Origin of the sequence: Emticicia sp. 17c (genome assembly GCF_037153985.1) — a bacterium.
Lineage (GTDB): Bacteria > Bacteroidota > Bacteroidia > Cytophagales > Spirosomataceae > Emticicia.
Genome location: NZ_JBBAYI010000008.1, coordinates 32,352 through 47,127 on the forward strand (window position 1 = coordinate 32,352; position 14,776 = coordinate 47,127).

Annotated in this window: 12 protein-coding genes; 8 read left to right on the forward strand and 4 right to left on the reverse strand. The window is 45.2% G+C overall.

Annotated features, from left to right (window positions below):
• Positions 1–14: 14 nt before the first annotated feature.
• Positions 15–557 (reverse strand): hypothetical protein, encoded by a 543-nt coding sequence (locus WAA15_RS15670; RefSeq protein ID WP_337043742.1) that lies wholly within the window; start codon positions 555–557, stop codon positions 15–17.
• 830 nt (positions 558–1,387) lie between these two features.
• Between WAA15_RS15670 and plsY the strand changes: the two genes are divergently transcribed.
• The 5 genes from plsY (at position 1,388) to abc-f (ending at position 8,874) form a co-directional block, all read left to right on the forward strand.
• A complete protein-coding gene (gene plsY / locus WAA15_RS15675) occupies positions 1,388–2,005 on the forward strand; it encodes a glycerol-3-phosphate 1-O-acyltransferase PlsY (RefSeq protein ID WP_337043743.1) in 618 nt (205 codons plus the stop codon).
• Between the two features lie 152 nt (positions 2,006–2,157).
• On the forward strand, positions 2,158–3,537 hold the full coding sequence (locus WAA15_RS15680; protein WP_337043744.1) for a dipeptidase: 1,380 nt from the start codon (positions 2,158–2,160) through the stop codon (positions 3,535–3,537).
• A gap of 8 nt (positions 3,538–3,545) precedes the next feature.
• Positions 3,546–4,919: an FAD-binding oxidoreductase gene (locus WAA15_RS15685; protein WP_337043745.1), complete on the forward strand. Its 1,374-nt coding sequence runs from the start codon at positions 3,546–3,548 to the stop codon at positions 4,917–4,919.
• A 214-nt stretch (positions 4,920–5,133) separates the two neighbouring features.
• Complete coding sequence (locus tag WAA15_RS15690; RefSeq protein WP_337043747.1) at positions 5,134–6,897, forward strand: phospho-sugar mutase; 1,764 nt, start codon at positions 5,134–5,136, stop codon at positions 6,895–6,897.
• A 384-nt stretch (positions 6,898–7,281) separates the two neighbouring features.
• The gene (abc-f, locus tag WAA15_RS15695; protein WP_337043748.1) at positions 7,282–8,874 is read left to right on the forward strand and encodes a ribosomal protection-like ABC-F family protein; all 1,593 of its coding nucleotides are present in this window, start codon (positions 7,282–7,284) and stop codon (positions 8,872–8,874) included.
• A 118-nt stretch (positions 8,875–8,992) separates the two neighbouring features.
• On the opposite strand, the gene WAA15_RS15700 is transcribed toward abc-f, so the two are convergent.
• A complete protein-coding gene (locus WAA15_RS15700) occupies positions 8,993–9,862 on the reverse strand; it encodes an SDR family oxidoreductase (protein WP_337043749.1) in 870 nt (289 codons plus the stop codon).
• Between the two features lie 134 nt (positions 9,863–9,996).
• Here WAA15_RS15700 and WAA15_RS15705 point away from each other — a divergent pair, with 134 nt between their 5' ends.
• The 3 genes from WAA15_RS15705 to WAA15_RS15715 all read left to right on the forward strand — a co-directional run bounded on the left by WAA15_RS15705 (position 9,997) and on the right by WAA15_RS15715 (position 13,623).
• Positions 9,997–10,356 carry a winged helix-turn-helix transcriptional regulator gene (locus WAA15_RS15705; protein WP_337043750.1) on the forward strand — a complete coding sequence of 120 codons (360 nt, stop codon included), beginning with the start codon at positions 9,997–9,999 and terminating at the stop codon, positions 10,354–10,356.
• Between the two features lie 95 nt (positions 10,357–10,451).
• A complete protein-coding gene (locus WAA15_RS15710; protein ID WP_337043751.1) occupies positions 10,452–12,890 on the forward strand; it encodes a TonB-dependent receptor domain-containing protein in 2,439 nt (812 codons plus the stop codon).
• Between the two features lie 70 nt (positions 12,891–12,960).
• Complete coding sequence (locus WAA15_RS15715; RefSeq protein ID WP_337043752.1) at positions 12,961–13,623, forward strand: CPBP family intramembrane glutamic endopeptidase; 663 nt, start codon at positions 12,961–12,963, stop codon at positions 13,621–13,623.
• A 13-nt stretch (positions 13,624–13,636) separates the two neighbouring features.
• Here the strand turns inward: WAA15_RS15715 and WAA15_RS15720 are convergent, their stop codons facing one another.
• Both WAA15_RS15720 and WAA15_RS15725 read right to left on the reverse strand, forming a co-directional pair.
• Positions 13,637–14,206 carry a dihydrofolate reductase family protein gene (locus tag WAA15_RS15720; RefSeq protein ID WP_337043753.1) on the reverse strand — a complete coding sequence of 190 codons (570 nt, stop codon included), beginning with the start codon at positions 14,204–14,206 and terminating at the stop codon, positions 13,637–13,639.
• Positions 14,207–14,235: 29 nt separating this feature from the next.
• Positions 14,236–14,700, reverse strand: a complete 465-nt coding sequence (locus WAA15_RS15725) for a YdeI/OmpD-associated family protein (RefSeq protein ID WP_337043754.1) — start codon at positions 14,698–14,700, stop codon at positions 14,236–14,238.
• Between the last annotated feature and the right edge of the window lie 76 nt (positions 14,701–14,776).

The following is a 14,776-nucleotide window of genomic DNA, read 5'->3' on the forward strand; positions in this document are numbered from 1 at the left end:
CTTAATTTATGTGCTTAGCAACCGCCCTTGCGAGGAGTACGTGTATAAAGTACTTTACTATCTCGTTCTAGATAGTTGCCCGCTACTATTGCATATAAATACTTGGGTGCATACGAGACACTATGGCTTTTGATAATTATTTTGTCGTTAACTTTCAGGCTCTTCAATTGCTGCAATTGGGTATCGTTTTCAGGGTCAAAAGTAAGAATATAATCTTCGTCATTAATACAGGCCATTACTCCGAAACCTAATCGTGAGCCTTCAGGAAGAGTAAGAGAGGTTATAATAGCCTCGATATTGGCAGAGGCGTTTATATACTTCCTTATTTTAGCAGCTCCGTCAAGCACTTTTTTACCTTCGGGAGACGCTTTCCATTTAGTAACCTGTATACCATCGGGTGTAGCCTCCCATATTTTCAATTGGGCTTTCATTTCGGCGGCAGTGAGTGGCCTTGAGAGCGATTTCTTAGCAGGCTCATTTTTGGTATCGCTATAAGCAAATACTAGTCCGCCTACCGCAACCAGCGGTAACAATAGCGCATAAACAACTCTTTTCATGTTTTTTTAAGTTTAATTAAATATTTCTAAACTATAACGGTGTTTCAGTATGGCGCACATACTGTACGCTGCTGTGAACCATAAGTTTGTATTGACTGGCTGGTTATTTTTTACTTTTAAAATCCGTAATGGTTTGCTGTTGGACGTGAGCATATTTCAATAGATAATCAGCCGGATTACTTCTGCAAACCTATGTCTAAAGGAAATTGAGTCCTAGTAAAATAGTGTAAAATGAATTGTAAAAAGCGTAAAAGCAGCCGTAATCTATGCGTTCCGCAACGATAGTTTTTCTGTTAAGCTCGTTATTGCTGATTCTCCTTGCTTGCTGCCGATAAAAAAATGTAGATTTACATAAAGAGCTTGTCGTTACGGTAGTGTATAACGGGCGGGTATATGAGGCATATATCGTGTTTTTTGTATTCTTTTTTTCTGTTTCTTTGTAAATATTTGTGACTCCTTAGAGCATACTACCGATAGACATTAAAAAAATAATCAGGCTCAGCAATACAATTGGAATTGTATCTATTATTCTGCTTGTTTACTGAATGCCTTAATAGCTAATGCCCCACTTGCTACCAGAAGCATGTAGTGCCACAAACCTGCTTATGATGGGTTGTGGCCGTTAAATCAGGATACATACACCCTCAATTTATGTTTTTTGGTTTGTTTGTTTGCACAATTCTAAGCAAAATATACAATTCCCTGAAAGGATTTTTCAAGTACAACGCCTTTATAATCAACGGTTTGATTTCTTTAATGAAATTTTAAATCTTAAAATCGCACAATTTTTATTAGTTTTGCGATTTCATCCATTTAACAATAATTAGCGTATGATTTTAATGGGCGTAATTTTTGCCTATTTGTTAGGGTCAATTCCTACGGCTGTGTGGTATGGTAAAATTTTTCATGGCGTCGATGTCCGTCAGCACGGAAGCGGCAATGCCGGAGCTACCAATTCATTACGTACTTTTGGCCGCAAAGCAGGTATCATCGTCCTTATCATCGACTTCCTGAAAGGCTTTCTGGCGGTGTTGTCGGCTCGTTTTTTCTTCTCTGATACCACTCTCGACAAATACTTGTTCCTCATGATGGGTATTGCCGCAGTTATTGGGCATTTGTATCCGGTTTTTGCACAGTTTCGTGGTGGCAAAGGGGTGGCTACGGCTTTGGGCGTTATTGCGGCGTCGTTCCCGATGACGGTCATTCTCTGCCTTGTCGTATTCCTGATTATCGTATTTATTACCAAATATGTATCGTTAGGCTCCATGATAAGCGCGCTGGCTTTCCCGATTCAGATAGCTTTCAATGTATGGGGCATTAACCCCGACCACGACCCCTACTATCTGGCTTTTGGTAGTTTTCTGTGCCTCATACTGGTGTTTACACACCGCCACAACATTCAGCGTTTAATGAAAGGCACCGAAAATAAAATCGGCGCCAAGAAATAAACCCGCCTGCGCAATTTCCTTGTATTGTCTTACACAATTCGTTTTCTTTGTGGAAAGAATTATCCGCCCTTCTGGTGCAGATACATACTTTTCATGAACGTTTGTGAGTTCTTGTATAAACATTTCTGATACTTCATTATAACATATTGTATATGAGTAACTATATCGACCAGCATAAAGACCGTTTTTTAAGCGAATTGTTCGATTTCCTGCGCATACCTTCTGTGAGTGCCGACTCCAAGTTTCAGCCTGACATGATTCGTGCAGCCGAATACATCAAAGATAAATTATTAGCCGCTGGGCTCGACAAGGCCGAAATATGCCCCACCGAAGGCCACCCCATTGTATATGCCGAAAAAATAGTTGATACCAACCTGCCTACCATACTGGTATACGGGCATTATGATGTGCAACCCGCCGACCCTTACGAACTGTGGGAGTCGCCGCCGTTTGAACCAACCATCAAAAAGACTAAAATTCATCCTGAGGGAGCTATTTTTGCCCGTGGCTCATGCGACGACAAAGGCCAGATTTATATGCACGTCAAAGCCATTGAGATGATGCTCGCCCACGGCAACCTGCCTTGTAATGTAAAAATTATGTTTGAAGGCGAGGAAGAAGTAGGCTCGGAGCATCTGGGTACTTTCGTGAAAGCCAATAAAGAAAAACTGAAAGCCGATATTATTCTGATTTCGGATACCTCAATTATTGCCAACAATATTCCGTCGGTAGAAACAGGCTTGCGTGGCCTTACTTATATGGAAGTGTCGGTTACAGGCCCTAACCGTGACCTCCACTCTGGGGTGTATGGCGGTGCGGTGGCCAATCCGGTAAATGTGTTGTGCCAGATGATTGCCTCGTTACACGATGCCGACGGCAGAATTACCGTAAAAGGTTTTTATGATAAAGTAGCCGAACTGAGCCAGCAAGAACGCGACGAACTGGAAGCGGCTCCGTTCGATTTGGAAGAATACAAAGCCGACCTTGATATTGCCGAGGTAAGCGGAGAAAAAGGTTATACCACGCGTGAACGCGCATCAATCCGCCCGACGCTCGACGTAAACGGAATCTGGGGCGGTTACACGGGCGAAGGTTCCAAAACCGTATTGCCTTCAAAAGCCTTTGCCAAGATTTCGATGCGCTTGGTTCCTAATCAGGACTGGGAAGAAATAGCCGAGCTTTTCGATGCCCATTTCAAAGCCATTGCGCCACCTACGGTAAAAGTTACCGTAAGCCGCCACCACGGAGGCCAACCTTATGTAACCCCAACCGAATCGGCAGGTTATAAAGCTGCCATGCTGGCTATGGAAGAAGCCTACGGGCAAAAACCTGTGCCAACCCGCGGCGGCGGAAGTATTCCGATTGTAGCACTTTTTGAGAAAGAACTAGGCTTGAAATCGATTCTGCTTGGCTTCGGGCTTGACTCCGATGCCCTCCATTCGCCTAACGAGCATTACGGGCTGGTAAACTTCTTCAAGGGTATCGAAACCATTCCGTTGTTTTATAAACATTACGCCGCCTTAATGAAATAAACAGCCTGATGGATAAACAACGCTTTTTTGAGCAACTGCAAGGCATTGTGCCTGCGCGTGTAAGCAACCAAAAAGCCGTGCTGAACGAACACGGTGCAGGTTTTAGCTACCATGCCTGCACACCGCCCGACTGGGTTGTGTATCCTGAAACAACTGGCGAAGTAGCCGATATTGTACGCCTGTGTGCCGCTCATGTTGTGCCTGTGGTGCCTTTTGGCGCAGGAACTTCAGTTGAGGGGCACATACTGGCTTTAAAAGGAGGTGTTTGTGTTGACCTCCGCCGTATGAACCGAGTGCTGGAAATTAACGGGGCTGATATGTACACCACTATTGAGGCAGGTGTTACCCGAAACCAGTTAGACCAAGCACTCGAAGGAAGCGGTTTTTTCTTTCCGATTGGGCCGGGCGTAAATGCCACGCTCGGAGGCATGGCTAGTACAAGGGCCTCAGGTACGAATGCCGTTCGTTACGGAACCATGAAAGATAATGTGTTGACCATGAAGGTAGTACTGCCCGATGGGCAGGTTATCAGTACCGGCAGCAAGGCGCGTAAATCGTCGGCTGGTTATGACCTCACCCGCCTTTTTATCGGTGCCGAAGGCACGCTGGGTATCATTACCGAGCTTACCCTCAAGCTGCATAGCTATCCGCAGGCTATTTATGCAGCCGTTTGCACTTTCCCGAGTGTTGAAGCGGCCGTTAACACGGCTATCCGAACAATTCAGAAGGGTATTCCTGTGGCTAAAATCGAACTACTAGATGCCCAGATGATGAAAGCCATTAACCTATATTCAGGGCTTGACTACACCCAAGCCCCAACCCTGTTTCTGGAGTTTCATGGCTCACAGGCCGAACTCAACCAGCAGGTAGCACAAGTGCAAGCCTTTGCACAGGCACATGGCGCAGACGCGTTTTTGTGGGAAAAAGACGAAGCCCGACGGCTAAAACTCTGGCGCGCCCGAACCGATGCCGCTCCGGCGGCTGTTGCCCTGCGCGCAGGCGCACAACTGATGTCGACCGATGTTTGTGTGCCTATTTCACGCTTGTCGGGGTGTATTGTAGAAACGCAGGCCGATATTGAAAAAACAGGTATTCTGGCTCCGATACTGGGGCATGTAGGCGATGGCAATTTTCATCTGACAATTGTTATTGACCCCAACAACCCCGACGAAATGGCCCGTGCCAAAGCCCTCAATGAAAGGTTGGTTGAGAGAGCCTTGCGCATGGAAGGAACCTGCACCGGCGAACACGGCATTGGCGTAGGCAAACTACCCTATATGGCACAAGAACACCCGCAGGCCATACATACCATGTGGGCCATTAAAAAAGCCCTCGACCCCCACAACCTCATGAACCCCGGCAAACTCCTGCCCGAAGTATAACACGCCACTGCCAACATAAAAACCACTTCTGCTGCTGCGTTTATGCAGTATTTCATTTATTTTTCAGCCATAAAACCTTGTTTCTGCCGCCTGAAAAACAGAAATAAGCCTGCTTTGAAAGAAATATTAGTAAAATCTAAATCATTCTTGAAAAACATCAAAAACTTGTTTTAATTTGTCCAAAACTTTAAAAATTAAACTCATTAGAATAGTCATGCTAAAAAATCTGAAACTAGATACAACGGCAGAGAAGAATATCAAAACTTGGCTGAAGGGCAAGTATGATGACGAAACCAAAACTGCTATCCAAAAACTCATTGACGACAACAATGCAACACAATTAACAGATTCGTTCTACAAGAATCTGGAGTTTGGCACTGGCGGTATGCGTGGCGAAATCGGTGTAGGGTCTAATCGCATGAATAAATATACGGTAGGGGCTGCCACACAAGGGCTGGCTAACTACCTTAACAAGACTTTCCCTGAGCAGGAAATAAAGGTAGCTATTGCGCACGACAGCCGGAATTTTTCGCCTGAGTTTGCCCGTGTAGCAGCCGATATTCTTTCAGCCAATGGCATTACTGTTTATTTGTATAAAGAATTACGCCCTACGCCGCAGTTGTCGTTCACGGTGCGTCAGTTGGGTTGCCAGAGCGGTATAGTCATTACGGCCTCGCACAACCCAAGAGAATACAACGGGTATAAAGTATACTGGACCGACGGATCGCAGGTGGTAGCCCCACACGATAAAAACATCGTGGCCGAAGTAAACGCCATTACCAACGTAAAAGATATTAAGTTTAAGGGTGTAAAAAAACGCATTAAGCTCATAGGCGAAGTGCTCGACAAAGCCTATCTGAAAGCCGTAAAAAGCATTTGCGTAAACCCGCGTATGATAAAACGCCAGTCAGACCTTAACATCGTATTTTCGTCAATACATGGTACGGGTATCACAATGGTTCCGAAGGCATTGGCGCAACTGGGCTTTACCAACGTAAATATTGTAGAAGAACAGGCAACCCCCGATGGCAATTTCCCGACGGTTGTGTACCCCAACCCCGAAGAACAAGAGGCCATGAGCCTTGCGCTTAAAAAAGCCAAAGCCCTGAATGCTGATTTGGTTATTGCCACCGACCCCGACGCCGACCGCGTAGGAATGGCCGTAAAAGACCCTAAAGGTGAATGGCAGTTACTTAACGGGAATCAGGCCGCCAGTTTAATTATTTACTACCTGCTGAAAGCATGGAAAAAAGCTAAAAAACTAACAGGTAATGAGTTTGTAGCCAAAACCATTGTTACAACCGACCTGATTGACGAAATGGCGGCCAAAGCGGGTGTAAATTGTTATAATACGCTTACAGGCTTTAAATATATTGCGCAGGTTATCCGCGAACTGGAAGGTCAGCAAACTTTTATCGGAGGGGGGGAAGAAAGCTACGGCTACCTGATTGGCGACAAAGTGCGTGACAAAGATGCCATTGCCAGTTGCGCCATGATAGCCGAACTAACAGCCTTTGCTAAAGACCAGGGCATTAGTTTGTTCGATTTTCTGGCAGAAATGTATCAGAAAAACGGTTTCTATTACGAAGGGCTTATCTCGCTTACCAAAAAAGGCAAAACCGGAGCCGAGGAAATTCAGCAGATGATGGTCGATTTCAGAGCTAAACCACCGAAGAGTCTGACAGGTTCAAAAGTGATTCGTATGGACGACTACAAATCTTTGAAAACAACCGACCTGAAAACCGGCGAAGAAAAAGAGATTCCTTCGGGCAAAATGGGTATCGAGTCATCAAACGTGTTACAGTTCTTCACCGCCGACGGCACTAAATTTACTTGCCGCCCGTCAGGAACCGAGCCTAAAATCAAGTTTTATGTAGGGGTTCGTGCCAAACTCAAGAAAAAAGAAGACTTCGACGATACCCTCGTTTCGTTGAAAGAAAAAGTAAAAGCTATTCAGAGCGAACTGAATCTGGTGTAATAATAAACAAATTTGCAGAGCCGTCTGGAATCTACTTTCCAGACGGCTTTTTTATGCCCCCTTTCTGCCAGCCCAATGCCCAATTTGCACAAAAGCTAACTTATGTGTAACTTTGTGGCCTCATAAAACTACAATCAATGTAATAGTTAAGTTTCAGGTACAGCCGTACTTTGATGGATTCCGGCTCCGACGGAATATTTTGATAACCCAATTGTCAGACTCGTCAATTACACGATAACTACGTGTACTGGCCCAACTTAACACACATGTAATCCTTGTTTTTCTTTCCGGCGAGCCATGCTCTGCCCCCTCTTTTCAGCAAACACCTTTGCGGGTTTGTCTGAACGCTACTTTTATATTCTCTACATTCAAACGACAATTATCATGAGTATTGTTTTGCAATCGCTCACTTATATACATCCCGACAGGGAATTGCTTTTCCAGCACCTGAGCATGGCCATTAACAAAGGCGAAAAAGCCGCACTGGTAGGTAATAACGGCACAGGTAAATCGACTTTATTGCAACTCATAGCCGGAGAGTTGAAACCTTCGGCCGGAGAGATAAGCCTTTCGGCCAAACCTTTTTATGTGCCACAGCAACTGGGGCAATACAAGGCCTTTACGCTTGGGCAGGTATTGGGTATTGAAGCTCAATTAAAGGCTTTTCGGGCTATTCTGGCCGGCGATGCCTCGCCCGAAAACTTTACAAACCTGAACGATAACTGGGAAATTGAAGAACAGATTCAAACGGCACTGGCTTACTGGCAGTTACAGCATTTGCCACTCGAGCAGCCTATGCACTTGCTCAGTGGTGGCGAAAAAACAAAGGTATTGCTGGCGGCTCTTACGCTTCATGCCCCTGAGATTATTCTGCTCGACGAGCCTTCAAACCATCTGGATGCCGAAAGCCGAAAGTTACTTTATGCGTTTATCAGAAAAACAAAAGCAACTTTACTGGTGGTGAGCCACGACAGAACCCTGCTGAACCTGCTTGATACCACGCTGGAACTAAGCCCCGAAGGGATTGAAGTCTATGGGGGCAATTTTGATTTTTATCAGGCACAGCGCACGGGTAAACTCAATGCCCTGCAAGCGCAGTTGGACGAACACACAAAAACCCTGAAACAGGCGCAGCAAAAAGCCAGAGAGATAGCCGAGCAACGCCAGAAGAAAGAAGTAAGAGGCAAAGTACATGGCCTGAAACAAAACCTGCCGCGCATTGTAGCAGGAAACCTGAAAAGTAAAGCCGAACAAAGCACCGCCAAAGCCAAAGAAGTGCATCAGGAAAAAATGAACGATATTAACGAAAACCTGAGAAATATACGCACGCAGATACAGGAATACCAAGTGCTGAAAATAGATTTACGGAAATCGGATTTACATAAAGGTAAAATTCTGATAGAGGCCGAACAGATAAACTATGCTTACAACCACCAGTATTTATGGGAAGCACCTCTTAGCTTTCAGCTTCGTTCGGGCGATAGAATCAGGATAGAAGGCAGAAATGGTTCTGGAAAAACCACCTTGCTACACCTTCTGACGGGGCAGCTAGCACCAGCGACAGGTACTATTTACCGTGCTGATTTCTCCTGCTTGTATATCGACCAGCTATATTCCGCACTTAACCCCGCATTATCTGTTTTTGAGCAGGTGCAGCAATATAACAGCAGGCATCTACCAGAGCATGCGCTGAAAATGCTGTTGCATTACCACCAGTTTGCGCGTGAGGTCTGGAACAGGCCCGTAAAAGCCTTGAGTGGTGGCGAAAAAATGAAACTTCTGCTTTGCTGTATGATGGTAAGCACAGATAAACCCGATATGCTTATTCTGGATGAACCTACCAATAATCTGGATATTCATAGCCTTGAGGTGCTGACAGAGGCCGTCAGGAGTTTTGATGGCACGCTGGTGCTGATTTCGCACGACCAGCATTTTGCCGATGAGGTACAGACAGATTTCAGTATCCGGCTTGGTTGATTGGCTTGGCGTAGCTTTTCATAAAGTAAGGGTCTGGGGGGATTGAGGCTATAAAAAAATTTTTGGGCTTATTATTCCCTGAAGCCAGTACAAACTGGCCTCAGGGAAGCAGTAATGCTTATGCTGCAAATAGTTTAGTCAGGTACTGCCGCACACTCGTTGGTTTTCTGCCCAGTAATTTTTCGAGGTCGGTATCAGTAGAGGCAAACTCGCCTTCTTTGAATGCTCCGGCAAAGCCTACCGAAATACCTATAACTTCAGCCGGAACGCCCGCCTTCGTAAGTGTATCAACGAATGCTTCGGTGCTTGGGCTTACATAACCTACTTCTTTGCCCGATGCCTCGCTGATAATAGCCGCAATGTCATGAAAAGAAACCGAAGAGGTGTTTGAAATCAGGTAATCCTGATTTTCATGCCCTTCGCTTGTCAGAATATTAGCAAAGGCTTCGGCCATATCGCTACGAAGTGTAAAGGCCACCTGTGTATCGCCGGCAGGTAGAAAAATTCCGGTTTCCAGTACTTGCTGCCCGATAAAAACCGGAATATACTCGGCATAGATATTATTCCGCAGAATGGTATACGGCAGGCCGCTGGCTTTCAGGTATTTTTCTGTATCAATATGTGACTTCGCCAATTGCGCTATTGGCGAAGTTTCGGTTTCGTTTTTGCGCACAAAACTCGTGTATAAAATATGTTTCACCCCCGCTTCTTTGGCGGCGTTTACTACTTTTTCGTGTTGTTGGCTACGTTTGGCAATATCATTACCCGACACAAAAAACAGCTTATCAATGCCTTTGAAGGCCGCAGTTAAAGAAGCATAATTATCATAGTCGCCTGTAACAATGCTTACACCTTTGGCTTTTAAATCACCTGCTTTGGCTTCGTCTCTTACCAGTGCGGCAATATTGCTGGCTGGTGTACCTTTCTGTAATAAAAAATCGATGGTGGCTGTTCCTAAATGACCCGTTGCGCCTGTTATTAAAATCATGTGCTGTATTTTTTTGTTAGAAAATTGTTTATGGGAGCAAAAGTAAATATATTTGCTATACAAAATATAGTCATATACTTTAGTATAGTGCTATACTAAAGTATAGTTGGCAAAAAACAGATAGATAAAAGCAGATGAAAAAAATTATGGATTTCGCAGATGTAAAGGCGTGTCCCGAGCAATTTGTATTAGCCCTTAACGATACCCTGAACGTACTAACCGGAAAATGGAAATTGCCTATTCTGGGGTCGTTGTTGTTTGGTATCAAGCGTTTTACTGATATACAGAAGAATATCCCGAAAATAACGCCGCGTATGCTCTCAAAAGAACTGAAAGACCTCGAACTGAACGGCATGGTGAAAAGAGTAGTGTATGACAGCACCCCTGTACTGATAGAATATGAACTGACCGACTCGGCCAAAAAACTATCAGACGTGATTGACAGTATGCTTAACTGGGGTCTCGACCACCGCAAAGCTGTAATGGTGGGGTAGGGTAAACTATCCCCTCATCAATTCAGCATAGCATTTGGTCAATCAGATGTGCAAAAGTGAATAGCCCGCTTCTATTTTGAATAAAAATTCAAAAAATGAAAGCTATACTTTTTGTAACAATCGTATTATTGACACCATTACGGGGTTTCGGGCAAATTGTGGGGCGGGTTATAAGCCTGCGGCAGGAGCCTGTGCCTTTTGCCAATGTAGTAATGCGGGCAATGCCCGACTCTGGTATTGTGGCAGGTGCTGCCAGCGACGAAACCGGAAATTTCCTGATTAAGACAACAAAATCGGGTGAGTTTTTTCTGCAAGTGAGTAGCATGGGCTATCAGACCTCCCTTTCGGGGGTGTTCAGGGTTAACAATACTAACGCAACACTCACACTGCCGGATATACAGTTATTGGAAGAAACCAACGCACTGAACGAAGTAGTGGTTTCAGCCAGAAAAGATTTTATTCAGAATACCCCCGAAGGCAAAATCTTCAATATCCAGAATAGCCTCATGACCAAAGGCAGCAATGCCTTGCAGGTGCTCGAACGCCTGCCGGGTATTATTACCGACCGCCGTAATAACCAGTTTAGCCTTAACGGACAAAGCGGGGTAACTGTTCTGCTGAACGGCCGACGGATGCAGTTATCTACCGAAGAACTAATGGCGTTGCTTGAAAACACGGTGGCCGATAATATTGAACGCATAGAAGTAATTACATCGCCGGGTGCGCAGTACGATGCCGACGGCGGGGCGGGCGTTATTAATATTGTTTTGAAGAAAAACGAAAACGAAGGCACACGGCTTAATTTTTCGGCTACGGGTGGCTATGGCTATCGCGAAAAAGCCCTGACTTCGTTAAGTTTATCGCGGGGGAGTAGCAAAATAACCCTCAATGCCTCGTATGCGTTTGCACATGGCCGTGATTACTCAGGCTACGAAGGCAGCGGCACAAACGAAATGCCTTTTCTGGGGGGTAAAAACAGCGTATTGTTTGGCGGGCTTACCGACCGCAACCAGAATGCCCATAACTTCAATCTGGCGGCTGAGTTCCGGCCTGCTACCCGATGGACGTTTGGTGGCGAAATGGCTTTTTCGTGGGTGGCTAACCATAATCTGGTTCATATCTATGCCGACAGGCAACTACCTCAGGAGGGGTTCCTGAGTGTCAGGGCTATTTCGGATGGTTTAAATCATCGGCAAAATCTGGTTTCGTCGGCTTATGTAACCCATCGTATCACCGAGAAATCACAGTTAAGCCTCGATGCCAGTTACATTACTTATACCAACGATAGCCCCGCGTTGCTGGCTTCGCATTATTCAGATAAAGACGGCAACCCTGTTGTGCCACAAAACCCGATTTTTACCTATGGTAACAGGGGTGAAAGCAAATCGACGATACAGATAGGCGTACTAAAGGCCGATTACAGCCTACAACTTAACTCCAAGATTTATACCGAATTTGGTATGAAGGGCAGCCTTGCCATGAATATGAATAACAGCAAAGTTGAGCGTCAGACAGACGATGGTTGGGAGCCAGACCCCCGCTCGCAGAGCAATATAAACGGGCAGGAGCGCATCTGGGCGGTGTACTCACAATTCAGATTTACGCTGAACCCCAAAGCCAGATTACAGGCTGGCCTGCGCTACGAATACTGGCAGCGCGACATCAATATTTATCAGGAACCTTTCGTTATTAATGGGTTGTTTCCGTCGGTACAATATACATATACTATCAACGATAAATCGAATTTTAGCCTTGCTTATAACCGCCGTATCAGTCGGCCGGCTTATACCGACTTAATTTCAAACCTGTTTTATAACGATGCAACGTTTGTTTTTGCCGGAAACCCCTTATTAAAACCCACCCTTACCGATGCCCTCAAAGCTGATTATACCTTTCGGAGTTTTAATGTGGGCCTTGCGCTGCAATATGAGCTACACCCCATTCTGAGATACCAGATAAGCAGTAACGAGAAGAAAGACATCGGGATTTCGTCGCCTCAGAACCTCGACTACCAGAAGGGCATCAGCCTGTTTCTGAACGCACCTGTGCCACTTACACGCTGGTGGAAACTCTCGCTAGGAAGTACTACGGCTTTGCGTCGGTACAAAATATCGTATAGCCTGAATCCGGCCGAAAAAACGTATCTGTTTCAGAACCTGAACTTTACGCAGACATTCAGCCTGCCCCATGCCATTGAGATAGAGCTTTCGGGCTGGCAGAATTTCCCGTTTTATGAGGGCAGTAACAAACTGAATGGCTTTGGAGTGATGAATCTGGGTATTGCCAAAAAACTGAAAAATGATAAAGGCACTTTTCTGCTAACATTGCCCGACCTCTGGCAGACGTTTGCCATTCATACACATATCGGAGGCATGACACCCCTCGTTTTCAATAATGATGCTGTTTCGGTCTATCGTGACGAAACGGCTTTGTATCGGGTAATAAAACTTACTTACTCGCGTAGTTTCGGCAAAAATAACCGGAGTGTTTCACACAAAACCGACGACGAAGAACAAGAACGGGTAAAACGCTGAGGATTTTACTCAGGAAAAAGCATCAGGTCTGAACAAAAACACTAAATTTGTTTGCTCAACCTTCCGACCTATGCAAAAATTAACTCTCCAGCAGCGTGTAGTAGCTGTTCTTTTTGTGTTGTTTCTTCTGTTGTTTCCGCATTTTGTGCCATTGCCTTTTTTCTCTTATACACTGGTGTGTTTTGGGGTAGGGCTTTATTACCTGCGCTGGCAAAAACAGAATCTGGCGGGGTTGGGTTTACAAAAAACGGGCCTTACCTTGAAGCCACTGGCAATTGGGTTGTTATCGGCCCTGCTATGGGTGGCTTTTATGCGCTGGGGGTATATTCCGTTTATTTTCCATTTCTTTAAAGATATGGTTCCGCCTTACACGGAATATGATTTTATCAGGAACAACCCCGCCAAGTTGCTCATGGTAATTGTAGCCGCTTGGGTTGTAGGTGGTTTTTATGAAGAAGTGGTGTTCAGGGGGTTTATTCTGCGAACCATTCAGGGGCAATTTCCGAAACCTGAAAAATCTTTCTGGGTGGCGGGCATTATTACCAGTGTGCTTTTTGGGTTGTATCATTGGCAACAAGGTATTTTTGGGGTTATTCCGGCAGTACTTGGGTCTTTATACTGGACCTTCCTCTTTAAACGCTTTGGCGAAAACCTCTGGTACAGTATTTTTTCTCATGCGTTTTATGACACCATCACGCTTGTGATGATATACTACGGGGTATTTGGCAAATAATGGGGTTTGTTGTTTACCGCATTACAGAATAATACAATGCCTGAACTCCGTTCGGTAGCAGGCGTGTTCGTTCGGCTCTGAGCCTGAACAATTGCTTATGAGGCTGAAAAAGCCGAATACCGTCTCCGAAAATAACCGGATGAATAATTACCCAGAAGCCATCAATCTGCCCGATGTCGATAAGTGAGTGAATGGCTGTGGGGCTACCAAAAAGCAGGATGTTTTTACCCGACTCCTTTTTCATGGCTACAATGTTTTCGTGCAGATGCTCCCCTACAATTGTGGTATGGGTATCTTGGGTAGTGGGTAGGGTGGTCGACAACACAATTTTTTTAGCGTCATTATACCACTTTGAATATTTTCTGACTAACTGGCTGGCCTCAGGAAGCTCGGCGGCCGTAGGCCAGTAGGCATTCAGAAGCTGATACGAAACCCGCCCGAAGAGGGCTGCATCGGCCTCGTCGGTGAGGCTGCATACAAAACGGAGGCTATCTTCCCCGCTCGAAAAATTGTCAAACTCTCCGTTAGGTCCGGCTACGTATCCATCAAGCGAGGTCTGTGCCACAGCAATAAGTTTTCTCATGATAACATGGGTTAATGTAAGTAGCGTACTTACGGTTTTTTCTGTTGCTCAAGCTCAAGAATAGCCTTTTCAATCCGTCGGTTACGGGTTTCGGTTGTTTTGGCTTGCTCAATAGCCCCAATATAGTATTTTTTATTGCTGTTTGATAAACCCTCGAAGAATTGTTTTGCTGCGGGGTTATTATTGAGTGCTTCCTGAAAGTCGGCCGGAGTTTCTACCACACGTGGCTGGGTGTCGAGCGTGAGGCTTACTTCAATGGTATCTCCGCTACTGATACCCGCTTTCTCTCTGACCTCGGCACTAACCGGAAGCATAAAAACGCCACCCATAACGGCCACCGTACTAGGGTAAGTATACGCATTAATTGTAACTTTTACAGGTGGCCGCTTGCCATTGCCGAGTTGTTCGACTACGGCTGCCGGAACCTCAATGCCTGTGGCGGTTTTTCCGGCAAGTAATAAACTGGTTTTAAATGTAATTGACTGGTTTTCCATGAGAGATATTTTTATTGGCAAAATAAGCATAAAAAATATAAATGGAACAGGCCAGAAAACGACAATCTGGAGGGGT